Origin of the sequence: Streptomyces marokkonensis (assembly GCF_008312835.1) — a bacterium.
GTDB lineage: Bacteria > Actinomycetota > Actinomycetes > Streptomycetales > Streptomycetaceae > Streptomyces > Streptomyces marokkonensis_A.
This window is the reverse complement of the sequence record NZ_VSKS01000019.1, coordinates 1-26,522: the sequence shown is the minus strand read 5'-3', so window position 1 is coordinate 26,522 and position 26,522 is coordinate 1. Positions and strand designations below refer to the sequence as shown.

The following is a 26,522-nucleotide window of genomic DNA, read 5'->3' as shown; positions in this document are numbered from 1 at the left end:
CAATGACGGAGTAGATGCACGTGGCCCGCACCCGTGTACACGGGTGCGGGCCACGCCTGCATGTCAGTCGGCGACCGGGTCCGCGGCCTCCTCTGCCGAGGTCTCTCCCCGTGTCTGCCGCAAGGTCTCTGCGATCGCGGCAAACTCCTCCAGCGCGGCCTGGAGGTCCTCGACGATCTCGGCGGCCAGCACCTCAGGCGCGGGCAGGTTGTCAGCGTCGTCGAGGCTGGGGTCGCGGAGCCAGGTGATGTCGAGGTTGGCCTTGTCGCGGGCGATCAGTTCCTCATACGTGTACGCCTTGAAGCGCTCCGTCTCGACGCGCTTGGAACGGTCCTCGTCGGGGCGGTAGCACTGCACGAAGTCTTCGAGGTGGGCCCGGGTGAGCGGGTTCTGCTTGAGAGTGAAGTGCTGGGCGGTACGGAAGTCGTAGACCCACAGCTTCTCGGTCCACGCCTGCTCGGGCCGGGCCGGCTTGCGTTCAAAGAACAGCACGTTGGCCTTGACGCCGCCCGCGTAGAAAATGCCAGTGGGCAGGCGCAGCAGCGTGTGGACGTCGTACTCCTTCAGCAGGCGTCGGCGGATGGTCTCACCCGCGCCGCCTTCGAAGAGGACGTTGTCCGGGACGACGACCGCAGCCCGGCCGTGGATCTCCAGCAGCGAGGCGATGTGCTGGACGAAGTTGAGCTGCTTGTTGGTCGTGGTGACCCAGAAGTCACGGCGCTCGTAGGCGATCGCCTCACGGGCGGCGGAGCCGTCGTCGCCGTACACGGTGATCGACGACTTCTTACCGAAGGGCGGGTTCGCCAGGACCAGGCTCGCGCGCTTGGTGGGCGGGGCGATGAGGGCGTCACGGTCATGGACGAGGGTGGGCCCGGTGGGCTGGCCGATGCCGTGCAGGAAGAGGTTCATCGCGGCGAGACGCGCGGTGTTCCTGACCAGCTCGGTGCCCCAGATACCGCCGCTGCTGAGGTGCTTGCGCTGCTCGGGAGTGAGCCGGGTGCCGTACTCGTGGAGGATGTGCTCGGCGGCGGCGAGCAGGAAGCCGCCGGTTCCGCTGGCAGGGTCGGTGATCGTATCGTCCGGGGTGGGGCGGACGCAGTCGATGATGGCCTGGATCAACGGACGCGGGGTGAAGTACTGACCGGCGCCCGACTTGATGTCCTCCGCACCACGGGAGAGCAGTTCCTCGTAGGCGTCGCCTTTGATGTCGGTCTTCTGACCGGACCAGCTCTCCTTGTCGATCAGGTCCTTGACCAGGCGCTTGAGCTTGGCGGGGTCGTGGATGCGGTTACGGGCCCCGTTGAAGATCAGGTGGAAGGTCGTGCCCTTGCGCTGGGCTCCCAGGTCTTCGAGGAGCTGCGTGTAGGCGGCTTCGAGCTCGGCACCGTCGTTGTTCAGCAGCTCGGGCCAGCCGCGCCCCTCCCAGACCGACCCCTCGGGCATGATCTGCTCGCGGAACATCGGCGGGCGGGACTGCGCCTCGTGCGCCATCTTGAGGAACACGAGAAGCGTCAACTGCTCGACGTAGTCGATGGTGGAGACACCGTCGTCCCGGAGGACATGACAGTAACTCCACAGCTTGTCGACGAGCCGACGGGCCTCGGTCGTGGTCACGAGGGCATCTCCAGATCAAGGGTGGGCTGAGTGGCGGAGGCGAGGGCGGGGACGTCTGCTCGGGATGGCGGAGGTACATCCAATGCCGAGGCAGGATCCACAGCACGCTTCAGCTGTGCAGGTGCCCGGCGCGGACTTCGGCGTCGAGACTTGGTTGCTCCGGCTACCTCGCGCTCAGCACAGATTCGATCGAGCAAGGAACCGGCGGATTCGTCAGCAGGGTCTTGTGGGATCAAATGGCCAGCGAAGGCTTCCGCAAGGAGGGAACGGCGTAGCTTTTCTGAGTTGCGTTCACTCCTCATAACCTCCTCCTCTAGACGTGAGATCATCAATTCCCAGTTTTCGTATGTCCGCACCCGTTCCCGCTGCTCATCGAGCGACGGCAGCCAGATCGGAACCTTTTTTAGGTCCTTGCCAGCGATGCCAGCCTGCCCAGCGGTCGTCTTAACCGCCGCCTGCATAACGTGCCGCGCTGAGCCACCGGTGCAAGCCATGGCTACGAATTTAGGGTCCGCAGCACTTCGGCGAAGCTGCACACGGATGAGCTTGTCGGGGTAGGTAAGGGCACCCGCGCCTTCAGGCACAACAGCGCAAGCACCAACATAAGCTGGATTACCGTTGTAACGGGTGAACAGCAGGTCACCTTGATCCAGGAGATACCCGTCCTCGGCAACGCGTCTTTCATCCATAGCGCTGTAGCGCAAGTCGGACAGATCCAACCGCATCGGACGCACAGCGCCAATACGGAGGATGGGAACGCCATCCGGTTCGAGGCCAGGACGAGACACATACATTCCATTGCGCACCGTGCTTGCAAGGTCGCCCAGTTGGTGCTTCTCCCAACCAACTCCCGATGGGGCGGTGAGGTCCGCGAGGACCTTACGCCGCAGGCCTGCTGCCTTGGCAAGGGCTCCGCGTACAGTCCCGACCCCCGAGACAAGACGAGAAAGTTGTTCGTCCAGAGCGCCAACGATGCGTTGTTGCTCGGCTAGAGGCGGCAACGGGCACTCAATGTCTGCGAGGGCCCCCTGAGAGATGTTCCGCATCGAGTCCTTCGTACCAGTGGCGCGTTCAGAGATCTCGCCTCGAACGCCTGGAGACGAGAGAAAGTACGCTAGCCACTCCCGGTCTACCCCCTTCGCCGGGATGAGGCGAAGACTTTTGTCGCTGAGGAGCAGTCTTGGACGGCAATTGCGCACTAGCACAGACGCTCCCACATAAGCCGCCGTGTTCGCCCGACTCAGCAGAATATCTCCCGGCCGAATCTCATAATCGGGGTTAAACGAGAAACCGGCAGGCACAGCCTTGTTCTCATCCTCGCCGAATTCTCCCCAGGTCATGGCACTGACCTTGATGACACCCCACTCCTCGGACGTGGCCGGGCGAGGTTCACACTTGTAGGACTTACCCGCTTCGATACGGTCCAGGATGTCGCCGAGCCGAACACGCGCCCACCCCTTCGGCAGCTCCGAAGGAATACCACCCTCGCTCACGCGCCCAACTCCCGTCCCAGCTCATCCAAAATCTCAGCCCCCCGATCCGCCCCGAACTCCCGAAGGAACCCGTCCACACCCCCGCGCTCGATGAAGGGTACGTCCTTCAAATGCTCGGGCTCGATCGCCGCATCCGTCGCTATCACGTCGACCATGCGGTCCAGCCACCACACCTGGTCCTCCGTGAAGGACGCCCCCGCCTGATCCTGCCGGGCCCGCCACGCCACGTACCGTTCCTCCACCAGCGCCCGGTACGGCCGTACCTCCTCCTCCAGCCCCAGCTCGTACCGCAGCAGCCCGATCAGGTCCACCACACCCGCAGCCCCCCGCGGATGCCGAGCCGCCTTCCCGAGCTGCACGTACGCGTCGTACAGCCGCCCCGGAGTCCACTGGAACGGGGGACGCTCGATCTTCCGGGCGAGGTCCTTCAGCCGCCGGTAGACCTCCTTCGGATCACGCCGCTCGCTGAACGCGATGGTGAAAGCGGCGATCTCGTCCCGGTGGTCGTCGAGGTACTGCTTCCAGGAGGTCACCCGCCGCACCGCCAGCTCATCCGCCGTGATGCCGCGTGCCTCCTTCACCTCGTCCACGCTCACCTCGTCTATGACGATGTCGTGGGCGCGGCGCATGGACATCAGCCGGTCCCGCAGCTCGCGGTTGGAGGCGATCGGCTTCAGCGCGTCCAGCATGTCCTGCCGTACCTGCGCCTGCCCACCGATCCGCCGGGCCCGCTCCTGCTGGTCAGGGTCGACGGACCGGACCAGCCCGCCCACGATCTCCCGCAACGGCCGGCCGGCCAGCTCCTCGACCTCCTCCCGCTCCTCGGGCGTGAGCTGCCGGTCGAGCCGTGCCAGACGTCCCGCGAGCGTGGCGACCTCGTCCTCGGTCATCGCGAGCCCCGCAGTCTTGGCCATCAGCCGCTCTAGCGGGATCTTCCGCTCGGAGACCCGGACCAGCGGGCGCGCGTCCACGCGCGGGGAGTCCGTGACGCCCACCGCGTCGACGATGACGAACCGCTCCTTGACCTCCGCGTCCGGCGTGACCGCTTGGAACTCCGCCGGGTCGATGGTCCGCGAGCCACGCCCCTTCATCTGCTCGAAGTAGGCCCAGCTCTTGACGTCCCGCAGGAAGAACACGCACTCCAGCGGCGGAATGTCGGTCCCCGTGGCGATCATGTCGACGGTCACCGCGATGCGCAGCTCGGGGCTGTTGCGGAACGCCTTGATCAGCTCGGCCGGCCGCTTCGCCGCGTGGGTGATCTTCCGGCAGAAGTCGTCGCTCTCCGCGAAGACCTGCCGCACCATCTGCACGATCTCGTCGGCATGGTTGTCGTCCACGGCGAAGATCAGCGTCTTGGGCACGTGCGTGCGCGCCCGCTGCGTCTCCCCCTCCCCCACCGGTGGGAAGATCTCCGTGAACAGGTGCTGGCGGAACGTCTCGACGACGAGCTTCAGCTGACCCTTGCTGATGACCTGACGCCCCAGCTGGGACGCCTTCCACTCCAGGTCCTCCTCCAGCTCCTGGTACCGCTCGCGGCGCGTCTTGCGTTCCCGCATCGGGACGACCGTCTCCGCCGGGATCGTCCCGCCGTTCTCCCCCAGCTCCGTGCGGATGCGAAAGACGTCGAAGTCGACGTTGACGCCGTCGGCGACGGCCTGCTCGTACGGGTACTCGCTGACCAGGTTCTGGAAGAAGAAGCCGAAGGTCTGCTTGACCGGGGTGGCGGTCAGGCCCACCAGGTGAGCGTCGAAATACTCCAGCACCGCGCGCCACTTGCCGTAGATGGAGCGGTGGCACTCGTCGACGACGATCAGGTCGAACGCCTCGGGCGGCAGGTCCGGGTTGTAGCCGACCTCCACCGGCTCGTCGACCAGGTCGTAGCGGTCCAGGGCCGCGTCCTCGCGGTCGGCGCTCGGCACCTCGCGGCCCGTCAGCGCCAGCCACAGCCGCTGCACCGTGGACACCACCACGTGCGCCGAGCCCAGCACGGTGTCACCGGCGAGCCGCTGCACGACGTACAGCTCGGTGAACTTGCGGCCGTCGTCCGGGGTGTCGAAGTTCTCGAACTCGGTGGCGGCCTGGCTGCCGAGGTTGTTGCGGTCGACCAGAAACAGGATGCGCTTGGCGCCCGCGTGCTTGAGCAGCCGGTAGCTCTCGCTGACCACCGTGTACGTCTTGCCGGCGCCGGTCGCCATCTGGATCAGGGCGCGCGGGTCGTCCTTGGCGAGGGAGCGTTCCAAGCCGTTGATGGCGGTCACCTGGGCCGGGCGCAGGTCCTCCGGGTCGAGGAAAGCCTCCGGCAGACGGCGCATCCGGGCCCGCAGGGTCGGCGCGCTGTGGTCGGCCTCGGCCTCCTCCACCCAGCGGGCGATCGTGTCCGGCCGGTGCACGGCGAAGACCTCGCGGGTGCGCGGGGACGGGTCGAGCGCGTTGTGGAAGCGGACGGTGTTGCCGTCGGCGACATACCGGAAGGGCAGGCTGGCCCGCCAGGCGCTGAGCTGCTGGCTGCGGGTGAGGCCGGTGGCGTAACGGGAGGCCTGCTCCATGGCGGCCTCAAGATCGGCGCCCTCCCGCTTGGCCTCTATAACGCCGACCAGTCGCTGGTCGACGTAGAGGAGGTAGTCGGCGCGACCGACGGCGGTGGAGACCTCCCGGACGGCAACTCCCTTGTCCGCGAAGAGGTTCTTGGCGCTGTCGTCCTGGACGGCCCAGCCCGCCTTCTCCAGGACGCGGTCCAGCTCGGCGCGGACCTGCGCCTCGCTCATCGGCGGGCGGGCGGCCTTCTGCGCCTGCGCGATGAACTCGTCGCGCCGCGAGGCCCCGTCCAGCGGGCGGGCGGCCGAACGGGACTCCATCGCCGGAGCCGTCAGCTCGGTGATCTTCTCGCTCAGCTCGGCGATCAGGTCGTGCAGCGCCGCCCTCTCGGCCTCGGCACGGGCCAGTTCCGCCTCGGCCTGCTCGCGGGCGGCCTGCTCGCGTTCCAGGCGGCTCTGCTTGCCGTCGTAGCTGAGCCGGGCCTCTTCCAACCTCCTTCGGTAGGCATCGAGTTCGGTGCGCAGCTGCTCCAGCTCGCGCTGGTCGGCGACGGACTCGGGCGCGGGCGCGGCGGAGGGCGGTGCGGGTGCCAGGAACACCCTGTGTGTGTTGTCGTTCTGGTCGAGGGAGCGGTGCAGCCAGTCACCGAGGCGGAAGCACAGCTCCACGGACTGGAGCGCCTCACGGACGTTGGCGTAGTACTCGTGCACCGCCCGGTTGCCCGTCGTACGGATCGCCTCGAACCAGGCGCGCACCTGCGGGACGAGGACGTCAGCCCTGGCGAGCGCGTTGATCCGGTCGACCTGCCGGGGCCCCGGCACGGTGACGCCGAGGAGCGTGACCAGGTGCCGGGCCATGATCTCGCCGAAGAGGCGAGTCTTCACCATGGCGGCGTGGGGGTCGGTGTGGACGTACGACTCGGCGGAACAGCCCAGCGTCACCAGTAAAGGCTCGTGCCGCAGCAGGTGACCGAAGTTCGACGAGCCCGCCGCCAACCGTGCGACCTGCTCGTCATCCCCGCCGGACGGACCCCCAACCACCGCCGTCACCATGCGCTTCCCCCCAGCTTCCTGATCGTCCTGTCGTGAGCAAAGCCTTGCAGGATGACACGAACACGGTTCCACGGCAAGGGAATCGAAAGGATGGCTGGGATGACTCACGCCACCTGGCCGTAGCCGTCCACTGCGGCAGGGGCGTCGCCGCGCACTGACACCGCGACCGCCCCCGGCGGCATCTACGACAGCGGACCGCGCCATGCGGTGAGCAGCAGCGTGTTGGCCGCTCGCGGCCCCTGCCGGGCGGGCAGGAGGTCGCTGCTGATCCGGGTGAATCCGGCCTCGTCCAGGAGTTTGGTCCACACGTGCTCCTGGAGCACCCAGCGGCGCATCGTGGCCGACTCCCCGTCCGGGGTTTTGGCCGGAATGTCGGCGTGCTCCACGTCGGGCTGTGCGGGCGCCCCGCTGAGATAGTGGGCGAGGGTGGAGAACACCAGCCGTCCGCCCCGCCGCAGCGCGGACGCCGCCGCCGGCAGCAGTTGGCGTGGCTCGGTGAAGTCGACCGCGCCGAACATGCTGTAGAGCACGTCGTACGTGCCGGGCGCCGCCTGCAAGTGCTCCACGACATCCGACCGCTCCAGCTGCAGGCGCGGCGCGAGATGGCCGTACAGGTCCGTTGCCATGGCGTGCTGGGCGGGTGAGGCGTCGACGGCGACGACCCGGGCGGGCCGGTGGTGGACGGCCAGGTGGGCCGCGTGCCGGGCGGCGCCCGCGCCGAGGTCGGCGACGCACAGTCCGGACAGGTCACCGAGGATCTCCGGACCGGGCCCGCAGTCCTGACCCCAGGCCCACCGGAACGTCTCGGGTACGGTCCGGTCGGTGGCGTGTCGGGTGCGGCCGTAGTGGTGCCACAGGTCTGCAGAGGTGGGGGCTGTCACTCGCCCCATGGTGGCGGGCCCAGCCTCCGGGCGGGCCGGTTCGCGGGAATCTCAACCGGACGTGCCCTGGACTCCGGCGACCGGCCGAAGTCCAGGGCACCCGGGCGGCTCAGTGGGAGTCGCTGCCAGGGTGGCACGGGCTGCACTTGGCGGCGTCCTGCCACAGCGGCAGGTCGACATCCCAGCCGTCGGCCGCGACCCTGTGCGCAGTCTTCATCACGGAGCCGTCGTTCTTGAAGTCGACCTCGGGTACGTGGTGCAGGAAGCCCGCCGTTGAAGCGGTCGCACAGCTCGGCGTACGCCATGGTGTCCAGGATGATCGTATGGACGCCGATGTCGACGAGGGAGCTCGGCGCCAGGCCCAGCTTGTCGCCCCGGTGGTTCATCGCGGTCAGCAGGTAGGCGTAGCCCTGCCCCAGCACTCGGGCCGCCATGACCGAGTCGTACGGGTAGTCCCGCACGAGGAGACCGACCTGCTTGTTCCACAGGGCGTCCGGCACTACCTCCCGCGCGGAGCGGATCGGGCCGGTCGCCGGGCCGGCAGCCGGGATGGGTGCAGCGGCGCTGGTTGCCATGGTGCCTCCGATGGACGGCGCCCCGCGGATCGGGGCGATGCACCCAGGGCACCGCACCGGCCACGCCAGATGTAATCAACTCTCGCCGCTCGCATGGCGTTTGCACGATGTGAAAGCGGTCTCGACGCGGCCCGTGCAGCGCCTCTACCGTGGGACGCCCCCGGTAGTGCGGCGTGGGAGGGTCCGGTGTTCGTTGACCCGCTCTGGAAAAGCACGAGAGCACGCGAGTTAGCCGCCCAACGCCGCCCCGGCGCACTGATCCGGCTCGGCCGCGAACACCGAGCGTGGACACTGGCCGTGCTCGGCGGTCGCATCGGCTGCTCACCGGCCACCGTCTCACGACTCGAGCGCAGTGCGCGGGTAGTCGACTTGGCCTTGGTGCACCGTGCCGCGCTGGAAGTCGGCGTGCCCCGACACATACTGGTGGCTTCTCTCGCGCCGCCGTCCCCCGCAGTTCCGGCGGCCACTAGAGTGACGGCCAGTCAGCGTGACGCCGAGGAGGACCCCATGCGCCGCCGTACGCTGCTCACCGCCACGGCGACCGCTGGACCGGTCGCCCTGCTGACAGGCCTGGACGACGCGCTCGCCAACACTCCGGCCCCCGTCGGCACCGGGCCCCTGGACGCTCGTCTGTCCTCCGCCCGGGCCCTGTACGACCAGGGCAGGCACAGTCAGCTCCTCGCCGCGCTGCCCGCCCTCATCGCCGACGGGCACAGCGCATCCGCGTCCCGGCAGAGCCTCGACCAGGCCCGACTCTCCTCGGTCTACAGCCTCGCCTCCGCTGTGCTCATCAAGCTCGGCTCCTACGACCGCGCCCGCCTCACCGCCGACCGCGCCCGTACCTGGGCCGAAGTCTCAGGATCACCCCTCGCCGCGGCGGCCGCCGCGAGGGAACTGGCGATCGTGCTGCGCCACCAGGACCGCCACGCCGACGCTCAACGGCTCATGACATCGGCGGCCGCCACCGTCGAGGCCACCGGGCTGCGCACGGAGCCAGCAGCGGCTGCCTACGCGCAGATGCTGTGCACCCTCGCCTACACCGCCGCCCGGGGCGGGGAGCGCGCCGACGCGCTGGCTATGACCGAGGAAGCCCGCCGAGCCGCCTGTCGGCTCCCCGGCACCGCCCCGGCAGGCCGCCTGTTCCCGATCAGCCCAGCCGCCGTCGACCTGTACGCGGTCGGCGTGCACTGGGCCCTCGGCGACGCGGGCGCCGCCCTGGACGCGGGGAAGAACCTGCGCGCCGACCAGTTCTCGACCGCCGAACGCAAGGCCCGCATGGGCACCGACATGGCACGCGCCTGGTGGGCATGGAATCGACCCGCACAGACGGCCCGCGCCCTGCTCGACGCCTACCGGGCCAGTCCTGGGGAAGTACGCGACCGGCCGGCGATCCGCAGCATCGTCGACGAGCTCGCCGAGCGGCACCCGCGGACCACGGGTGTACGGGAACTCCACACCGCCGTGACCCGAGCCTGAACAGGTGCTGCACGACACAGTGTCCGCTTGCCGGATGTCCGGAGGCTGTTGCCCATCTCCCAAACCCGCTGCAGCACCTCGGCGTGACGCGGTGCACGGGGTGCCGCAGTGGTGACGTCGGAGGCCGGACGAGAGGAGGCGCCCCCGAAGGGGCGCCTCACCTCACGTCGTCGACCGGCGCCTCCGCGCCCCCGGACGGCGTTCGCTCGGCCGTGTCACCGGGTCGCCCGCGTCCAGCGCGGCCGCGCGGCGGCGCGTCCCGAAGTCGGCCAGGGCCTCCGCCAGCTTGTGGACCGACGGCTCGGGAGCCATCACGTCGACGCGCAGGCCGTGCTCCTCGGCCGTCTTCGCCGTCGCCGGACCGATGCAGGCGATGACCGTCACGTTGTGCGGCTTGCCCGCGATGCCGACCAGGTTCCGCACCGTCGACGACGACGTGAACAGCACCGCGTCGAAGCCACCGCCCTTGATCGCCTCGCGGGTCTCCGCCGGAGGCGGCGAGGCGCGCACGGTCCGGTACGCCGTGACGTCGTCCACCTCCCAGCCCAGCTCGATGAGGCCCGCGACCAGGGTCTCCGTGGCGATGTCGGCGCGGGGCAGGAAGACACGGTCGATCGGGTCGAAGACCGGGTCGTACGGCGGCCAGTCCTCCAGCAGCCCCGCCGCCGACTGCTCACCGCTCGGCACCAGGTCCGGCTTCACGCCGAAGGCGATCAGCGCGTTCGCCGTCTGCTCGCCCACCGCGGCGACCTTGATGCCGGCGAAGGCACGCGCGTCGAGCCCGTACTCCTCGAACTTCTCCCGCACCGCCTTGACCGCGTTGACCGACGTGAACGCGATCCACTCGTAGCGGCCCGTCACCAGGCCCTTGACCGCCCGCTCCATCTGCTGGGGCGTGCGCGGCGGCTCGACGGCGATCGTCGGCACCTCGTGCGGCACGGCCCCGTACGACCGCAGCTGGTCGGAGAGCGACGCCGCCTGCTCCTTCGTCCGCGGCACGAGCACCTTCCAGCCGAACAGCGGCTTGGACTCGAACCACGCCAGCCGGTCGCGCTGGGCGGCGGCGGAACGCTCACCGACCACGGCTATGACCGGCCGGGCGCCCTCCGGGGAGGGCAGCACCTTCGCCTGCTTCAGCGTCTGCGCGATCGTGCCGAGCGTCGCCGTCCAGGTGCGCTGCCGGGTCGTCGTACCGCCGACGGTGACCGTCATCGGGGTATCGGGCTTACGTCCGGCGGACACCAGTTCGCCCGCGGCGGCGGCCACGGAGTCGAGCGTGGTGGAGACGACCACCGTGCCGTCCGACGCCCCGACCTCCGTCCAGCACCGGTCGGTTGCCGTACGCGCGTCGACGAACCGCACGTCCGCGCCCTCGGCGTCACGCAGCGGCACACCGGCGTACGCGGGCACGCCGACCGCCGTCGCGACACCGGGGACGACCTCGAACGGCACCCCGGCCGAGGCGCACGCCAGCATCTCGTCGGCGGCGTACGCGTCGAGCCCGGGATCGCCGGACACCGCACGCACGACCCGCCTGCCGCCCCGCGCGGCCTCCATGACAAGATGTGCGGCATCCCTCATCGCGGGGACACCGGCGGGGGTTGACGCGCCGTCAACAACCGTCAGCTGGGGCGTGCCCGTGCCCGGAACCGAGGCATCGGCCTCCGTGTGCACCTCGGCGACGCCCTGCCTGGCGTGCGTGCGCACGACGTCGAGCACGTCCTGCTCGGCGACGAGGACGTCCGCGTTCGCCAGCGCCTCGACGGCGCGCAGGGTCAGCAGTCCCGGATCCCCGGGTCCGGCACCGAGGAAGGTGACGTGCCCGTGTTCCGGAGGGGCGGGAAAGGTGGTGGGGCTCAATGTGCTCGCTCCCCCATAAGACCGGCCGCGCCCTGCGCGAGCATCTCGGTGGCGAGTTCGCGGCCGAGTGCCATCGCCGCCTCGTGCGTCTCGGGCACGGGACCGGTGGTGGACAGCTGCACCAGGGTGGCACCGTCGGTCGAGCCGACGACGCCGCGCAGGCGCATTTCCTTGACAGTCTGCCCGTCGGTGAGAAGGTCGGCCAGCGCCCCCACGGGTGCGCTGCAACCGGCCTCCAGGGCGGCGAGCAGTGACCGCTCGGCCGTCACGGCGGCCCGCGTGAACGGGTCGTCGAGTTCGGCGAGCGCGGCGATCAGGTCCGCGTTGTCCGCGGTGGTCTCGACCGCCAGTGCCCCCTGGCCGGGAGCGGGCAGAACCGTGTCGACCGACAGGAAGTCGGTCACCTCGTCGCTGCGTCCGACCCGGTTCAGCCCGGCGGCGGCCAGCACCACGGCATCCAGGTCGCCCTGGTGGACGTATCCGATGCGGGTGTCGACGTTGCCCCGGATCGGGACGGTCTCGATGTCCATGCCGTGGCTGCGCGCGTACGCGTTCAGCTGCGCCATGCGGCGCGGCGAACCGGTGCCGATGCGGGCGCCGCGCGGCAGATCGGTGAGCTTCAGCGCGTCGCGCGTGACCAGCACGTCGCGCGGGTCCTCGCGCACCGGTATGGCCGCCACGACCAGTTCGTCGGGCTGTGTGGTCGGCAGGTCCTTCAGCGAGTGCACCGCGAAGTCCACCTCGCCGCGCGCCAGCGCCTCCCGCAGCGCGGCCACGAACACACCCGTGCCGCCGATCTGCGCGAGGTGCTCGCGCGAGACGTCGCCGTACGTGGTGATCTCGACGAGCTCGACGGGCCGTCCGGTCACCTGGCTCACGGCATCCGCCACCTGCCCGGACTGGGCCATGGCGAGCTTGCTCCGCCTGGTCCCCAGCCTCAGTGCCTTCTCAGTCATCCCGGCCCTCGGTTCTCTGCGTTCTTCTCGGTGCTTTCCTCGGCGCGGGAGACGGAGGCCACCGTCTCGGGGTCGAGGTCGAACAGGGTGCGCAGCGCGTCGGCGTACCCGGCGCCGCCGGGCTCGGCCGCGAGCTGCTTGACCCGTACCGTCGGGGCGTGCAGCAGCTTGTCGACCACCCGCCGCACGGTCTGGGTGATCTCCGCGCGGTGTTTGTCGTCCAGGCCGGGAAGCCGCCCCTCCAGACGGGCGATCTCTCCGGCCACCACATCGGCCGCCATGCTGCGCAGGGCCACGACGGTCGGCGTGATGTGCGCCGCCCGCTGTGCCGCCCCGAACGCGGCGACCTCGTCGGAGACGATACGCCGGACCTGGTCCACATCGGCAGCCATCGGAGCGTCCGCGGACGCCTCGGCGAGCGATTCGATGTCGACCAGCCGGACACCGGCCAGCCGGTGCGCCGCCGCGTCGATGTCGCGCGGCATCGCGAGGTCCAGCAGGAAGAGCACGGGCTCCGGGCGCGGCGGTTCGGCCACGGGCTCCGGGCGGCGCCGCTCGGGGATCCGGCCGACCGTGGACGCCGTCGCGGCCAGCGCGCCGATCAGTTCGGCGTCCGCCTCCGGGCCGCCGCGGCCGGTGCGGCGGCGGTCGACGGTCGTGCCCGCGGCCCACGCGGCGTGCTGCTCCAGCGTCGCCGCGTCCATGCCGGCGACGGCGGCCTCACCCATCACGGAGAAACCGGGCCGTACGGCGGACAGGTCGAGCGGGCAGCCCTCCTCGGTGCCCACGGAGGTGGGCGGCAGGGGAGCCGCCGACGCCTCGTCGTCGAGGTCGACGACCGGCGGTTCCTCGCCGGTACGGCTCTCGACGCCCGCCGCGACCGCGTCGGCCGTGAGGACGAGCCCCGTCGCGCCGGTGCAGGAGACGACGACGTCTGCACGTGTCAGCTCGAACGGCACCGAGGTCATCGGTACCGCGCGGGCCAGCACGTTCGTGTCGTCGCCCTCGGTGAGGATCTGGGCGAGGCGCTCGGCGCGGTCAGGGGTGCGGTTGGCGACGACGATCTCGGCGACACCGGCCCGCGCGAGGGTGGCCGCGGCCAGCGAGGACATCGAGCCGGCGCCTATGACCAGGGCCTTCTTGCCGCGGACCCAGCCCTCGACGGGCGCGCCGAGGGACAGCTGCTCCAGGCCGAAGGTGACCAGCGACTGCCCGGCGCGGTCGATCCCGGTCTCGGAGTGGGCGCGCTTGCCGACCCGGAGCGCCTGCTGGAACAGGTCGTTCAGCAGCCGTCCGGCGGTGTGCGTCTCCTGCGCGCGGGCCAGCGAGTCCTTGATCTGACCGAGGATCTGCCCCTCGCCCACGACCATCGAGTCCAGCCCGCAGGCCACCGAGAACAGGTGGTGGACGGCCCGGTCCTCGTAGTGCACATAAAGATAAGGAGTGAGCTCCTCCAGGCCGACCCCGCTGTGCTGGGCGAGCAGCGTGGACAGCTCGGCGACACCGGCGTGGAACTTGTCCACGTCGGCGTACAGCTCGATGCGGTTGCAGGTGGCGAGGACCGCGCTCTCGGTGGCGGGCTCCGCGGCGACCGTGTCCTGCAGCAGCTTGGTCTGCGCGTCCACGCCCAGCGAGGCCCGCTCCAGCACGCTGACCGGCGCGCTGCGGTGACTCAGTCCGACGACGAGGAGACTCATGCGGGCATCACGGCGGGTACGTCCCCGTCGGGCCCCTGGTCGGTGGCGGACTGCTTGCGCGGGGCGGCCGGGACGGCGGCGGTGTCGGCCGCGGCCTCCTCACCGGCCTTGCGCTGCTCGTGGAAGGCGAGGATCTGCAGCTCGATGGAGAGGTCCACCTTGCGCACGTCGACGCCGTCCGGCACGGACAGCACGGTCGGCGCGAAGTTCAGGATGGAGGTGACCCCGGCGGCCACGAGCCGGTCGCAGACCTGCTGGGCGGCACCGGCGGGGGTCGCGATCACGCCGATCGACACGCCGTTGTCCCGGATGATCGACTCGAGCTCGTCGGTGTGCTGCACCGGGATGCCGGCGACGGGCCGTCCCGCCATCGCGGGGTCGGCGTCGATCAGCGCGGCGACCCGGAACCCGCGGGAGGCGAACCCGCCGTAGTTGGCCAGGGCGGCGCCGAGGTTGCCGATCCCTACGATCACAACCGGCCAGTCCTGGGTCAGGCCGAGTTCACGGGAGATCTGGTACACGAGATACTCGACGTCGTAGCCGACCCCCCTGGTCCCGTAGGAGCCCAGGTAGGAGAAGTCCTTGCGCAGCTTCGCGGAGTTGACCCCCGCGGCGGCCGCCAGCTCCTCCGAGGAGACCGTGGGCACCGAGCGCTCCGAGAGCGCGGTGAGGGCGCGGAGGTACAGCGGAAGGCGGGCGACGGTGGCCTCGGGAATCCCTCGGCTACGGGTCGCCGGTCGGTGAGTTCGGCCAGTTGCCACGGTGCTCCTGCGGGTAGAGCGGGGCTTCAGGCGGTCATACGTCCCCGGACCGCCCCGTCGAATGCAGGCTATGTCTTTGTGAACGCGTGCACAAAGATTGTGTCCGATTTGCCCGGCCAACGTGACCGGGGTCACGCGCCCCCGGCGCACTCGGATGGAACCGGCGTGCGAGCACCACCGTTCCTTTGCTTCTGGGGGCAAAACCGCACACTCTCCTCTGTCAATCCCGCCCCCGAGACCACGTCACCATCGATCCTAAGCGACTTTCCAGCCACTTTGTACTGGCTGGTCAGTCACCGAGCGCCTTGCGGAGACGGTCCTCGTTCACCCGCCAGAACGTGTGCTGACTGCCGTCGACCAGGACCACGGGAATCTGCTCCCAGTACCGGTCGTGCAGCTCCCGGTCCTGGGTGATGTCCTTCTGCTCCCACGGAACACCGAGCTCCCCGCACACCTTCTCCACCACCACCTGCGCGTCGTCGCACAGATGACAGCCGGGCTTGCGGACGAGAGTGACGAGCCGGTCCCGCGGGGCGGCCGGAGTGTTGCGGCGGAAGAGAGGGCTCATACGGGCCATTGTCGCGCGCGCCTTAACGCCGCCGCCCCGGGAAGTTCACGACGTTCGAACCTCGTGGCTCCGGAACCACCGGACGGACTGGCTATGCTCACGCCATGGCCGCTCTCGGATGGCTCACTCCCCGTAGGCGCTCCGCCACGGCGCGGAGCGTGTTGGCAGGCGAGGCCTCGGCGGAGGCAGCACGCAAGTCCACCCAGGACCTTGCCGAACGCGAACCCCAGTTCCCGGTACCCGGCGACGAACGGGCCGCCGCGTTCTTCGACCTGGACAACACCGTGATGCAGGGCGCGGCCCTGTTCCACTTCGGCCGGGGACTGTACAAGCGGAAGTTCTTCGAGACGCGCGAGCTGGCGCGGTTCGCCTGGCAGCAGGCGTGGTTCCGGCTGGCCGGGGTGGAGGACCCCGAGCACATGCAGGAGGCCCGCGACTCGGCGCTCTCCATCGTCCAGGGCCACCGCGTCGCCGAGCTGCAGTCCATCGGCGAGGAGATCTACGACGAGTACATGGCCGAGCGGATCTGGCCGGGTACCCGGGCGCTGGCCCAGGCGCACCTCGACGCCGGGCAGCGGGTGTGGCTGGTCACGGCGGCACCGGTGGAGATCGCCCAGGTGATCGCCCGCCGGCTGGGGCTGACCGGGGCGCTGGGCACGGTCGCCGAGTCGGTCGACGGCGTGTACACGGGCAAACTCGTGGGTGAGCCCCTGCACGGACCGGCCAAGGCGGAGGCGGTGCGCGCGCTGGCCCTCGCGGAGGAGCTGGACCTGAGCCGCTGCGCGGCGTACAGCGACTCGCACAACGACATCCCGATGCTGTCGCTGGTCGGCCACCCCTACGCGATCAACCCCGACTCCAAGCTCCGCAAGCACGCCCGCCGCATGGACTGGCGCCTGCGCGACTACCGCACCGGCCGCAAGGCGGCCAAGGTCGGCATCCCCGCGGCGGCGGGCGTCGGCGCGGTGGCCGGCGGCACGGCAGCCGCCATCGCCCTCCACCGCAAACGCCGCTGACGGTCACACCGCCCCCAGCCGCATACAGCCCGCGCCGACGCGGCCGCGTAGCAGCGATACCGACGCAGCCGCGGGCAGCCGTGCCTCCTCAGTGCCTTGAAGGCCCAGCCGCCACCCCGGGTCACCCGGTCAACCCCGCGCACCCCCACCGCCCCCGACGAAACCCCCCACCCCGCACCCGACACACCGAATCCAACTCCCGTACCCCACAACGCCCCTGTCCAGTCACGTTGGCTGCACACGGCCACAATTCGCCCCCCTCCCACCCCAAATACGAAACCTTTCGATCAACAACCGGTCACCACATCACCCTCGAACGCGCGTCAACCGGTTACAGAAGCGACGTAATCGACGATTTGAGCAACTCGGTGTAGCAGAGCCTGCACGAAGCGTTATTCTCCTCAGACGCAATCCGGTACCAACCCGTCGCTACGACGGGTGAACGGTCCCGCACTGCACGTACTACGTACTGCACGTGATGGAAGCTCTGCCTCTGGGAGTCCCGTGTACCCACACGTCGGGGTTGACGCCTCGGGCCTGGCTACGCTGCGCGCAACAGTCGCGACAGCCCGAGACATGTTGCGCGGCGTCGTCCCCACCGCGCACACCGTCCCCGCATTCGCCACCGCCCCCGCCGGCCCCTGCTACGCCCTCGCGGAAGGCACCGCCGCCGTCGGCAGACGGGGGCGCCCCGCCGCCACCACCCGCCGCCCCGCCGCCGACAGCGACAGTGCCCGGATGATGGACCTCGTGGAGCGCGCCCAGGCCGGCGAGGCCGAGGCGTTCGGACGGCTCTACGACCAGTACAGCGACACCGTGTACCGGTACATCTACTACCGCGTCGGCGGGAAGGCGACCGCGGAGGACCTCACCAGCGAGACGTTCCTGCGGGCGCTGCGCCGCATCGGCACCTTCACCTGGCAGGGGCGCGACTTCGGCGCCTGGCTGGTGACCATCGCCCGCAACCTCGTCGCCGACCACTTCAAGTCCAGCCGCTTCCGTCTCGAGGTCACCACCGGCGAGATGCTCGACGCCAACGAGGTCGAGCGCTCCCCCGAGGATTCCGTCCTTGAGTCCCTGTCCAACGCCGCCCTCCTCGATGCCGTACGACGTCTCAACCCCCAACAGCAGGAATGCGTCACGCTCCGGTTCCTGCAGGGTCTGTCCGTCGCCGAGACCGCCCGGGTCATGGGCAAGAACGAGGGCGCCATCAAGACCCTGCAGTACCGGGCCGTCCGCACCCTCGCCCGGCTGCTCCCGGAAGACGCCCGCTGACCCGAACACCCCGGCCGACCGGAACACGCTCCGCGACATCCAACTCACGGTACGTGAAACCCGGTTGGCTTCCTCATTCGGCCACCGGGCGTCCGTAACCCAAGTGCCGCGCCGCTCGTTGTGCGGGATACAGGCTCCCTGTGGTCACCCCCTGACCGACTACGATCACCCGATCGTGTGACCTTGGTCGGCGCGAGGAACCCTCAGGACCCCCTGGGGAGTCGACCGTCATGACGAGAGGAGGTGCCGTCAGTGATCGCGAACGTATCGGCGCACCGGCGGGCGAACGCCTTCGCCCAGGCCCTGGAGGAAGAGTCCGACCGGGGCACGGCGGCCGAGCAGTCCGAAGGTTCGGCACCGGCCCCGGCCGCCGCGGAGCGCGAGCAGACACGGCTGCTCGCGCTGGCGTCCGGACTCGGCGCGCTGCCCGGACCCGAACTCGACCCCGAGGTCAAGGTCGTCCAGCGGGCCCAGCTGGTGGCCGCGTTCGAGGCCATGCTCCAGGAGGGCACCGCGGCGGGCGAGGCGGCGGATCAGGCCGTACCCGGACAGCGTTCACGCCGCGCCCGGAGCACACACCGGGCGACCCCGCTGGGCAAACTGCGACCACGCTCGCGGCTGGCCAAAGGGCTCACCGCGGGCGGACTCACCGTCGGTGTCGCCGCCGGCGCCCTCGGCGGAGTCGCCGCCGCCAGCTCCGACGCCCTGCCCGGCGACTCCCTCTACGGACTCAAACGCGGTATCGAGGACGTCAAACTCGGCTTCGCCGACGGGAGCGACGAGCGCGGCCGGGTCCACCTCGACCACGCCTCCACCCGCCTCGGCGAAGCCCGCCGGCTGATGGAGCGCGCCCGCAGCGGCCCCCTCGACCACGAGTCCCTCGGCGAGGTCCGCCGCGCCCTGTCCGGCATGCGGCACGACGCCTCCGAGGGCCACCGGCTGCTGCGCGAGGCGTACGAGCGGGACCCGGACTCACTGGGCCCCATGCAGGCGCTCTCCTCCTTCTCCCACACACACCGCGAGGCCTGGGGCACGCTGCGCGACAGGCTGCCGGTGCAGCTGGGAGACGTCAGTGAGCAGGTCTCGTCGGTGTTCGACGCCATAGACCAGGACGTCGCCCCGCTGCAGTCCCTGCTCCCGCAGCCCCCGACCGACAAGGTCGGCGACGGGACACGGCACAGTGGCTCCGAGTCGGCGCCCGGCGACCCGTCCGAGGCTCACCCCTCGCGGTCCCCCGGCAGCGGCGACGGCACCTCCGGGGAGAGCGGTTCCCGCGACGCCGCGCCGTCCGGATCCGCCGACGCCGACCGTGAGGACGACGGCCTGCTCGGCGGAAACACCGGCGGACTGCTCGACCCGCCCAAGGAGAGCGGCGGCCTCGCGACGACACCGCCGCCCACGGGCGACATCACCGGATCCCCCGCCCCCGACGTCACTCTCCCGCCTCTCCTCCCCGGCCTGCTCCCGGGTCTGGGCATCGACGCGGAGGACGCGGAATAGACCTGGCGGCGCCCCTCCCACGAGGGGCGCCCCGGCCCGTACGACACCGTCAGAAGAACACCGACCGCCGCTGCACCAGCAGCTTGGCCCCTCCTGTCCGCTGCCCTCGCACTGCTTCGCAGGCTTCGGACCGCCGCACCGGACTCCGTCCGTCGACTCACCATCCGGGCCCGTAGGGCACCCTCAGAAGAACACCGACCGCCGCTGCACCAGCAGCTTGTACAACGTGTGCTGGATCTGCTCCCTGACCTGGTCGGTCAAGTTGAACATCAGCATCGGGTCCTCCGCCGCCTCCGGCGGATAGCCGTCCGTCGGAATCGGCTCCCCGAACTGGATGGTCCACTTCGTGGGGAGCGGAACCGCCCCCAGCGGCCCGAGCCACGGAAACGTGGGCGTCAGCGGAAAGTACGGGAAGCCCAGCAGCCGGGCCAGCGTCTTCGCATTGCCGATCATCGGGTAGATCTCCTCCGCCCCCACGATCGAGCACGGGATGATCGGCGCGCGCTGCCGCAGCGCAGTGGAGACGAACCCGCCCCGCCCGAAGCGCTGCAGCTTGTACCGCTCGCCGAAGGGCTTCCCGATGCCCTTGAACCCCTCCGGCATCACCCCCACCAGCTCACCCTGGGCGAGCAGGCGTTCGGCGTCCTCGGCGCAGGCCAGGGTGTGCCCGAGCTTCCGGGCGAGCTCGTTGACCACCGGCAGCACGAACACCAGGTCCGCCGCGAGCAGCCGCAGATGACGGTCGGCCGGATGATGGTCGTGCACGGCGACCTGCATCATCAGACCGTCCACCGGCACCGTCCCGGAGTGGTTGGCGACGATCAGGGCACCCCCCTCCGACGGGATGTTCTCGATGCCCTTCACCTCGACCCGGAAGTACTTCTCGTACACCGGACGCAGCAGCGACATCAGGACCTGGTCGGTGAGCTCCTCGTCGTACCCGAAGTCGTCGACCTCGTAGTCCCCGGTGAGGCGGCGGCGCAGAAAGGCCAGACCGCTCGCCACCCGCCGCTCCAGGCCGCCGACGCCGTCACCGGAGCCGTCGCCGGCCTGCTCCTGGGGCTGGGGCTGCTCGTCCTCACCGGTCACCGGATCATCTTCGCGCACGGACGCCACACCCGGCAGCGGCTGAACCTCCCCCACCGCCGCGGCCTGGGCGGCGCCCTGGCGCCGGCCCCCCGGACTTCGGCGGCGCGCCGGGCGCTGAGCGGCACCGCCGCGGGAGCGGTGGTCGTCGTCGAACGGAATGACCTTGGCGTCCGCCATCGTTGCTGCGCTCCTCAGTTGGCGCTCTGCGTCGGGGAGTGACCGCTGCCCGGGAGGGGCAGCGCGGCGATCCGGTCGACGGCCCCCGCCAGGGCCTCCGGCGGAAGCAGCCCGGGACCACGACTGCGCACGAAGTCCGCAAACGTTTCAGCAGTCGAGTACTTCGGGGTGAAACCCAGCGTCTCCCGCATCTGGTCCGTCGCCACCACCCGCCCGTGAGTGAGCAACCGGATCTGCTCGGGCGAGAAATCCGTCATCCCCAGCGTACGCACCAGCGAACCCGCCCAGGTGACCGCGGGAAGCAGCAGCGGCACCGTCGGCCGGCCCAGCCGCCGCGAACACTGCGACAGCAGCAGCACGCCGTCGCCCGCGATGTTGAAGGTGCCGCTGTTGAGCGTGCCGCGCCTCGGTTCGTGGGAGCCGATCCGCAGCACCTCGATGACGTCGTCCTCGTGCACGAACTGCAGCCTGGGGTCGTAGCCGAGCACGGTCGGCAGCACCGGCAGCGAGAAATACGAGGCGAGCGGGCTGTCCGCGGCCGGGCCCAGGATGTTGGCGAACCTGAGCACGCACACGGCCACGTCCGGACGGCGGCGCGCGAAGCCGCGCACATAGCCCTCGACCTCGACCGTGTCCTTCGCGAAGCCGCCGCTGGGCAGCGACTTGGGCGGGGTCGTCTCGGTGAAGACCGCGGGATCGCGCGGCGCCGAACCGTAGACGTTCGTACTGGACTTCACGACCAGCCGTTTGATGCTCGGGGACTTCTGGCAGGCACCCAGCAGCTGCATGGTGCCGATGACGTTGGTCTCCTTGAGCGAGGTCCGGCTGCCGCTGCCGAGCGGCGTGCCCGTGACGTCCAGGTGGACGACCGTGTCGGCACCCGTCTCGGCGACGACCCGCGCGATGGTCGGCTGCCGGATGTCCGCCTGGACGAAGTCGGCGCCGCCCAGGTGGTGCTCGGGCGGGACCGCGTCCACGCCGACGACCCGGTCCACCTCGGGATCCCGCAGGATCCGCCGGACGAAACGGCCCCCCAGCTGACGGGCCACCCCGGTCACGAGCACGACCTTTCCCAAGATCAGCGCCTTCCTCTCGCCCTGCTCCCGACGGCCAACCTATCGGGTCGCCGTCGCTCTGTGGTACCGGCCGGATGCTTGAAGTGACGACATCCCCGGACGTACGAACGGCGCCCCGGACCGTGCGAATGACAGTGGCCCCCCACCGGACTGCGGTGGGGGGCCACTGGACACGCTGTCGCGCTGCCGCTTACTTCTTGTTGCGACGCTGAACGCGCGTGCGCTTGAGCAGCTTGCGGTGCTTCTTCTTGGCCATCCGCTTGCGCCGCTTCTTGATAACAGAGCCCACGACTACCCTCGCTCACTTCTCATCACTCGGTGTTTGGGCGCCATGGGCCCACACGACCTACGAGGGGCTAGCCTACCCGCCCGAGCGCTGAGGTCGTAATCGAGGTGACCGGGGAGGCCCACGAGTGCCCGGTACGGGACTCCCCGGCACGCCGTCAGGCCGAGTCCACCCCCACGTAGCTCTCGCGGAGGTACTCGTGAACCGCTTGCTCCGGGACGCGGAAGGACCGCCCCACCCGGATCGCGGGCAGATGACCACTGTGCACCAGCCGGTACACGGTCATCTTCGACACTCGCATCACCGAGGCGACTTCCGCCACGGTAAGGAACTGAACCTCGTTCAGAGGCCTTTCGCCAGCTGCAGCCATGACACACCTGAACCTTCCGCACTCGACGGCCACCGGCTTCCCCTTCCGGTGACTCTTCGTCGTTGCGTGCTCACTCCCCAATGTAGGGGCGGGTGATGCGAGTGGGGAAGAGGTGCACCCATCGGCGGCCTACTGTGACAGACACGCTCGATTGAGTACGTAGCGGGTCAGCGGCAGGTAGTAATCGGACCGCACGCCGTCATCAAGTGGAACGACGACGGTTACGGCCCCCTCGGCCTCCCCGACGAACGGGGCCGGGTCGTTCACATCCGCCAGTCCGAGGGTCTCGAACCCCAGCTGACCTGCTCCGCAGACCCAGCCGTGGTCTCCGATCACCACCTCGGGAAGCGGCCCGCCGGCGTCGGCCGCCGCGGCGAGCGCGATCCGAACCGGGAGGGGGGAGTGCGTGTGTGCGCCCGGCTCACAACCGGGGCGTTCCGAGGTCGCGCCCCGGACGAGCCCGACTCCTCGTACGTAGTCGAGGTTGTACGTGCGTAGACCGAACCGGGTCGTTATGTCGACACGGCGACCCTGCGCCGGGGTGAGGACGGTACATCCCGCCGACGACAAGCCGTCTGCCAGAGCGGCGTAGAAACCGAGCAGCCGCTGCGGGTGACCGGTCCCGAGAAGGACCGGAGCACGGCGCCGGGCGGCGGCCGCCAGCCGTTCCGCCCAGACGTCCAGGGCCGCCAGGGTGCGCCCGGGGTCGATCACATCATGGCCGAAGGTGTACCCGGGATCGGCCGAAACCCCGCACCTGTCCGCCATCAACGCGATCAGGTCCCGCTCGCCCCATACCCCTTCGGGATCCAACCCGATCAGCAGACGCGGATCCCCCGCGGCGAACAGCCGGTAACTCCGCAGGCTCTCCTCCCGGGTGGTGCCCACCACCCCGGCGAGCCGGGCCGCCAGCAGATGCGCGCGAAGGCCGTCGGTGGTCACCACGCGATGGTGCGGGATACCCGGACGGGGCGCGGCCGGAACGGCGCGAACACCGCACGGTTGGCCTAACGGACCCGTGCGCCGGGCGGCTACGGCAGCAGCCCCCGAAGCGGGAACACCGCGCGCCGCGCCGCGAGGATCGCCTGGTCCAGACGGTCCGCCGGGTCGTACCCCTCGTCCCAGGCCGCCCAGGAGACCGGCCACCGCCCGTCCGTCATCCGCCGGGGCGCCGGCTGCCGGGTCCGGGCGTAGACCTCCTGCCGCCACCCCTCGGGGATCATCGTCGTGGGCTCCACGGGCCGCTCCGCCGCGATGCCCACCAGATGGGTCCAGGACCGCGGCACTACCTCCACCACCGCGTATCCACCACCGCCCAGCGCCACCCACCGCCCGTCGGCGTACGTGTGCGCCAGCTCATGACACGCCACCTGCACCGCCCGCTGCGCGTCCAGCGACACCGCCAGGTGTGCCAGCGGATCCTCGAAATGCGTATCGGCCCCGTGCTGCGTCACCAGCACCTGCGGCCGGAAGTCCGCGATCAGCTCCGGCACGACGGAGTGGAACGCCCGCAGCCAGCCCCCGTCCCCGGTCCCGGCCGGCAGGGCGACGTTGACCGCGCTGCCCTCCGCGCGGCCGGCTCCCGTCTCCTCCGGCCACCCGGTCTGCGGGAACAGCGTCCGCGGGTGCTCGTGCAGCGAGATCGTCAGCACGCGCGGGTCCTCCCAGAACGCAGCCTGCACCCCGTCCCCGTGGTGCACGTCGACATCGACGTACGCGACCCGCTCGGCGCCCAGCTCCAGCAGCCGGGCGATGGCCAGCGAGGCGTCGTTGTACACGCAGAAGCCGGAGGCGGCTCCCGGCATCGCATGGTGCAGCCCGCCCGCGAAGTTCACCGCGTGCAGCGCCTCCCCGCGCCACACCGCCTCCGCCGCACCCACCGACTGGCCCGCGATCAGCGCCGACACCTCGTGCATCCCGGCGAACGCGGGATCGTCCATGGTGCCCAGCCCGTACGACTGGTCCGCCGTCGCCGGATCGGCCGACGCGGCCCGCACCGCCTCGATGTAGTCCTCCCGGTGGACGAGCCGCAGCGTCGACTCCCCGGCCGCCTTCGCGGCGACCACCTCCACCTCACGGTCGAGCCCGAAGGCACCGACCAGACTCCTGGTCAGCGCGAGCCGGACCGGGTCCATCGGATGGTCCCGGCCGAAGTCATAGCCCGTTACTGCCTCGTCCCACATCAGCTGTGTGCGGCCGCTCATGACCGCCACCGTATCGGTCCGGTTGAGGCGCGAACGACCGGGCGCACACCAGCGTCACCAGGACCAACACCATCGGCACAAGCATCGCCCCGCGATAGCTCCAGACATCACCGAGCGCCCCCACCAACGGAGAACCGATCAGAAAACCCACGTAATTGAAGACGTTCAGCCGAGCGACGGCCGCGTCCGAAGCCCCCGGCCCGCCCCTCTCGTCCGCACGCCGCCCCGCCGCGGCGAACGTCTGCGGCACCAGCACGCACAGCCCCAGTCCCAGCAGCGTGAACCCCAGCATCCCCACCCACGCCCCGGGCGCCCCGGCCACCACGGCGAACCCCACCGCGGCCACCAGCGCCCCGGCCCGAACCACCGCCACGGCCCCGAACCGCCGGACCCCCACGTCCCCGATCGTCCGTCCCAGCAGCGTGGTGACCATGTAGACGTTGTACGGGACGGTCGCCAGCTGCTCCGAACCCCCCAGCACGTCCTGGAGGTACTTCGCGCTCCAGTTGGAGACCGTGGAGTCCCCGATGTACGCCACGGTCATCACCAGACACAGCGGCACCATCCACGTGAGGCCGACGGCCGCGCCCTCGCCCTTGCTCGTCTCCGCGGGCGGCCGGTCGCCGCCGTCGACGTACCACCGGCTCCCGGCCAGCGCGGCGGGCAGCAGCACCGAGACCACCGGCAGATAGGACACCCACAGCGCCAGCTCCCAGTGCGCCCCGGCCCACGCGAGCGACGCCCCGGCGATCCCGCCCAGGCTGTACGCGGCATGGAAACTGAGCATGATGCTGCGTCCGTAGGCGCGCTGGAGACTCACCCCGAGCATGTTCATGGACGCGTCCAGCGCCCCGACCGCGAGCCCGAAGGCGGCCAGTGCCCCGGCGAGGACAGCCATGTGCTCGCCCGCCCCGACCCCCAGCAGCGCCAGCAGCACCACCGGCTGCGACCAGCGCAGCACCCGGCTGGGCGGAACCCGCCTCACCAGCCGCTCCGTCGTCACGCTGCCGATGCCGGCCAGGATCGGGACGGCGGCGAGGAAGACGGGCAGCAGCGCGTCGGAGACCGCGTACCGGTCCTGGATGGCCGGAATCCGCGTCACGAGCAGAGCGAAGGCGACGCCCTGCACGAGGAAGCCGAACGCCAGCGAGACCCTGCCGCGCCGCAGCACATCAGTCATGGCGGCGAGCGTAGGGCTCGGGGGTACTGGTGGGTAGATCCGGTCAAAGATGAATCACGTTCAGTTTCGTGAGAGCAGGCTGCCCAACTCCCGCATGTCGTCGAAGAGTCGCGTGGCACCGATGAGCCTCTCGGCAGGCGTCATCGCGGTGAACCCGTACACGTCCATCCCGGCCGCGACCGCGGCCCGCACGCCCAGCGGACTGTCCTCGACGACCACGCACCGCTCCGGCACCACACCCATCCGCTCGGCCGCGTACAGGAACAGATCGGGTGCCGGCTTCCCGCGGCCCACATCCTGCGAGCTGAAGATCCGCCCGTCGTCGAACCACCGCTCGAGTCCTGTCGTGCGATGCCCCACCCTGATCCGTTCATGACTCCCGGACGAGGCAACGCAGTACGGCACCCCGTCCGCGGCCAGCTTCTCCAGTACCTCCATGGCGCCGACGACCGGCTTCAGCTCCCGCTCGAAGGCGGCGAAGACCCGGCCGTGGAACACCTCGTCGAAGTCCGCCGGCAGCCGCTGCCCGGTCCGCTCCTCTACGAGATCGTGCACGCGGTGCATGGCGGAGCCCATGTAGTCACGGATGGAGTCCTCGTACGACGTCGGGTGCCCGAGTTCGGTGAGGTAGGCGGCCAGGAGCCGATTGGAGATCGGCTCGCTGTCGACGAGCACGCCGTCGTTGTCGAAGATGACGAGGTCATAGCGCATGTCTCGACCCTAAACGCAGAAAACCCCGCACCGATACGGTGCGGGGTTTTCCTCAATATTTGTTCGGCGGCGTCCTACTCTCCCACAGGGTCCCCCCTGCAGTACCATCGGCGCTGTAAGGCTTAGCTTCCGGGTTCGGAATGTAACCGGGCGTTTCCCCTACGCTATGA

21 protein-coding genes, 1 rRNA gene and 1 pseudogene are annotated in these 26,522 nt (G+C 70.2%); 4 read left to right on the top strand and 19 right to left on the bottom strand.

Annotated elements, in window-relative coordinates:
• Window positions 1-63: 63 nt before the first annotated feature.
• The 5 genes and pseudogenes from F1615_RS27385 to F1615_RS27365 form a co-directional block, all read right to left on the bottom strand.
• Window positions 64-1,614 carry an HsdM family class I SAM-dependent methyltransferase gene (locus F1615_RS27385; protein ID WP_149551719.1) on the bottom strand — a complete coding sequence of 517 codons (1,551 nt, stop codon included), beginning with the start codon at window positions 1,612-1,614 and terminating at the stop codon, window positions 64-66.
• On the bottom strand, window positions 1,611-3,107 hold the full coding sequence (locus F1615_RS27380; protein ID WP_149551718.1) for a restriction endonuclease subunit S: 1,497 nt from the start codon (window positions 3,105-3,107) through the stop codon (window positions 1,611-1,613). Before F1615_RS27380 ends, F1615_RS27385 begins: the two co-directional genes overlap by 4 nt.
• The gene (locus tag F1615_RS27375) at window positions 3,104-6,682 is read right to left on the bottom strand and encodes a DEAD/DEAH box helicase family protein (protein ID WP_167533870.1); all 3,579 of its coding nucleotides are present in this window, start codon (window positions 6,680-6,682) and stop codon (window positions 3,104-3,106) included. Before F1615_RS27375 ends, F1615_RS27380 begins: the two co-directional genes overlap by 4 nt.
• A 194-nt stretch (window positions 6,683-6,876) precedes the next feature.
• Window positions 6,877-7,584 (bottom strand): class I SAM-dependent methyltransferase, encoded by a 708-nt coding sequence (locus tag F1615_RS27370; protein ID WP_149551716.1) that lies wholly within the window; start codon window positions 7,582-7,584, stop codon window positions 6,877-6,879.
• A 100-nt stretch (window positions 7,585-7,684) separates the two neighbouring features.
• Window positions 7,685-8,150 (bottom strand): annotated as a pseudogene (locus tag F1615_RS27365) (hypothetical protein).
• 186 nt (window positions 8,151-8,336) lie between these two features.
• On the opposite strand from F1615_RS27365, the gene F1615_RS27360 reads away from it, so the two are divergent.
• Complete coding sequence (locus F1615_RS27360) at window positions 8,337-9,626, top strand: helix-turn-helix domain-containing protein (protein WP_149551715.1); 1,290 nt, start codon at window positions 8,337-8,339, stop codon at window positions 9,624-9,626.
• A gap of 162 nt (window positions 9,627-9,788) precedes the next feature.
• On the opposite strand, the gene F1615_RS27355 is transcribed toward F1615_RS27360, so the two are convergent.
• From F1615_RS27355 to F1615_RS27335, 5 genes are all read right to left on the bottom strand, one after another.
• The gene (locus F1615_RS27355) at window positions 9,789-11,486 is read right to left on the bottom strand and encodes a uroporphyrinogen-III synthase (protein WP_149551714.1); all 1,698 of its coding nucleotides are present in this window, start codon (window positions 11,484-11,486) and stop codon (window positions 9,789-9,791) included.
• The gene (gene hemC, locus F1615_RS27350; protein WP_149551713.1) at window positions 11,483-12,442 is read right to left on the bottom strand and encodes a hydroxymethylbilane synthase; all 960 of its coding nucleotides are present in this window, start codon (window positions 12,440-12,442) and stop codon (window positions 11,483-11,485) included. The genes F1615_RS27355 and hemC overlap by 4 nt, the downstream gene beginning before the upstream one ends.
• Window positions 12,439-14,139 (bottom strand): glutamyl-tRNA reductase, encoded by a 1,701-nt coding sequence (locus F1615_RS27345; RefSeq protein ID WP_149551712.1) that lies wholly within the window; start codon window positions 14,137-14,139, stop codon window positions 12,439-12,441. Before F1615_RS27345 ends, hemC begins: the two co-directional genes overlap by 4 nt.
• Window positions 14,136-14,900, bottom strand: a complete 765-nt coding sequence (locus F1615_RS27340; protein WP_149551711.1) for a redox-sensing transcriptional repressor Rex — start codon at window positions 14,898-14,900, stop codon at window positions 14,136-14,138. The genes F1615_RS27345 and F1615_RS27340 overlap by 4 nt, the downstream gene beginning before the upstream one ends.
• A 289-nt stretch (window positions 14,901-15,189) precedes the next feature.
• Complete coding sequence (locus F1615_RS27335; RefSeq protein ID WP_208818421.1) at window positions 15,190-15,477, bottom strand: glutaredoxin family protein; 288 nt, start codon at window positions 15,475-15,477, stop codon at window positions 15,190-15,192.
• A 95-nt stretch (window positions 15,478-15,572) separates the two neighbouring features.
• Between F1615_RS27335 and F1615_RS27330 the strand changes: the two genes are divergently transcribed.
• The 3 genes from F1615_RS27330 to F1615_RS27320 all read left to right on the top strand — a co-directional run bounded on the left by F1615_RS27330 (window position 15,573) and on the right by F1615_RS27320 (window position 19,259).
• Window positions 15,573-16,484 carry an HAD family hydrolase gene (locus tag F1615_RS27330; protein ID WP_149551709.1) on the top strand — a complete coding sequence of 304 codons (912 nt, stop codon included), beginning with the start codon at window positions 15,573-15,575 and terminating at the stop codon, window positions 16,482-16,484.
• Window positions 16,485-16,988: 504 nt separating this feature from the next.
• Window positions 16,989-17,759: an ECF subfamily RNA polymerase sigma factor, BldN family gene (locus F1615_RS27325; protein ID WP_149551708.1), complete on the top strand. Its 771-nt coding sequence runs from the start codon at window positions 16,989-16,991 to the stop codon at window positions 17,757-17,759.
• Between the two features lie 252 nt (window positions 17,760-18,011).
• Window positions 18,012-19,259 carry a DUF5667 domain-containing protein gene (locus F1615_RS27320; protein WP_149551707.1) on the top strand — a complete coding sequence of 416 codons (1,248 nt, stop codon included), beginning with the start codon at window positions 18,012-18,014 and terminating at the stop codon, window positions 19,257-19,259.
• A gap of 183 nt (window positions 19,260-19,442) precedes the next feature.
• Here the strand turns inward: F1615_RS27320 and F1615_RS27315 are convergent, their stop codons facing one another.
• The 9 genes from F1615_RS27315 to rrf all read right to left on the bottom strand — a co-directional run.
• Entirely contained in the window at window positions 19,443-20,525 is a 1,083-nt protein-coding gene (locus F1615_RS27315; protein WP_149551706.1) for a lysophospholipid acyltransferase family protein, read from the bottom strand.
• A gap of 14 nt (window positions 20,526-20,539) precedes the next feature.
• The gene (locus tag F1615_RS27310; RefSeq protein WP_149551705.1) at window positions 20,540-21,601 is read right to left on the bottom strand and encodes an NAD-dependent epimerase/dehydratase family protein; all 1,062 of its coding nucleotides are present in this window, start codon (window positions 21,599-21,601) and stop codon (window positions 20,540-20,542) included.
• 190 nt (window positions 21,602-21,791) lie between these two features.
• Window positions 21,792-21,890 (bottom strand): 30S ribosomal protein bS22, encoded by a 99-nt coding sequence (locus tag F1615_RS27305; protein WP_003948845.1) that lies wholly within the window; start codon window positions 21,888-21,890, stop codon window positions 21,792-21,794.
• Between the two features lie 154 nt (window positions 21,891-22,044).
• Window positions 22,045-22,257 (bottom strand): helix-turn-helix domain-containing protein, encoded by a 213-nt coding sequence (locus F1615_RS27300; RefSeq protein ID WP_157847821.1) that lies wholly within the window; start codon window positions 22,255-22,257, stop codon window positions 22,045-22,047.
• A 129-nt stretch (window positions 22,258-22,386) separates the two neighbouring features.
• Window positions 22,387-23,202 (bottom strand): phosphatase, encoded by an 816-nt coding sequence (locus tag F1615_RS27295; RefSeq protein WP_149551704.1) that lies wholly within the window; start codon window positions 23,200-23,202, stop codon window positions 22,387-22,389.
• A gap of 86 nt (window positions 23,203-23,288) precedes the next feature.
• Entirely contained in the window at window positions 23,289-24,461 is a 1,173-nt protein-coding gene (locus tag F1615_RS27290; RefSeq protein WP_149551703.1) for an acetoin utilization protein AcuC, read from the bottom strand.
• Window positions 24,412-25,641, bottom strand: a complete 1,230-nt coding sequence (locus F1615_RS27285; protein ID WP_149551702.1) for an MFS transporter — start codon at window positions 25,639-25,641, stop codon at window positions 24,412-24,414. The genes F1615_RS27290 and F1615_RS27285 overlap by 50 nt, the downstream gene beginning before the upstream one ends.
• Window positions 25,642-25,701: 60 nt before the next feature.
• Window positions 25,702-26,352: an HAD family hydrolase gene (locus tag F1615_RS27280; RefSeq protein ID WP_149551701.1), complete on the bottom strand. Its 651-nt coding sequence runs from the start codon at window positions 26,350-26,352 to the stop codon at window positions 25,702-25,704.
• A gap of 61 nt (window positions 26,353-26,413) precedes the next feature.
• Window positions 26,414-26,522 (bottom strand): 5S ribosomal RNA (gene rrf / locus F1615_RS27275); the annotation flags it as partial.

Bases quoted from the DNA above. Each gene is read 5' to 3' on its own strand.
- F1615_RS27345 (WP_149551712.1), bottom strand. From the start codon at position 14,139: ATGAGTCTCCTCGTCGTCGGACTGAGTCACCGCAGCGCGCCGGTCAGC.
- F1615_RS27335 (WP_208818421.1), bottom strand. From the start codon at position 15,477: ATGGCCCGTATGAGCCCTCTCTTCCGCCGCAACACTCCGGCCGCCCCG.
- F1615_RS27330 (WP_149551709.1), top strand. From the start codon at position 15,573: ATGGCCGCTCTCGGATGGCTCACTCCCCGTAGGCGCTCCGCCACGGCG.
- F1615_RS27315 (WP_149551706.1), bottom strand. From the start codon at position 20,525: ATGGCGGACGCCAAGGTCATTCCGTTCGACGACGACCACCGCTCCCGC.
- F1615_RS27300 (WP_157847821.1), bottom strand. From the start codon at position 22,257: ATGGCTGCAGCTGGCGAAAGGCCTCTGAACGAGGTTCAGTTCCTTACC.
- F1615_RS27280 (WP_149551701.1), bottom strand. From the start codon at position 26,352: ATGCGCTATGACCTCGTCATCTTCGACAACGACGGCGTGCTCGTCGAC.
- F1615_RS27290 (WP_149551703.1), bottom strand. From the start codon at position 24,461: ATGAGCGGCCGCACACAGCTGATGTGGGACGAGGCAGTAACGGGCTAT.
- F1615_RS27285 (WP_149551702.1), bottom strand. From the start codon at position 25,641: ATGACTGATGTGCTGCGGCGCGGCAGGGTCTCGCTGGCGTTCGGCTTC.
- F1615_RS27370 (WP_149551716.1), bottom strand. From the start codon at position 7,584: ATGGGGCGAGTGACAGCCCCCACCTCTGCAGACCTGTGGCACCACTAC.
- hemC (WP_149551713.1), bottom strand. From the start codon at position 12,442: ATGACTGAGAAGGCACTGAGGCTGGGGACCAGGCGGAGCAAGCTCGCC.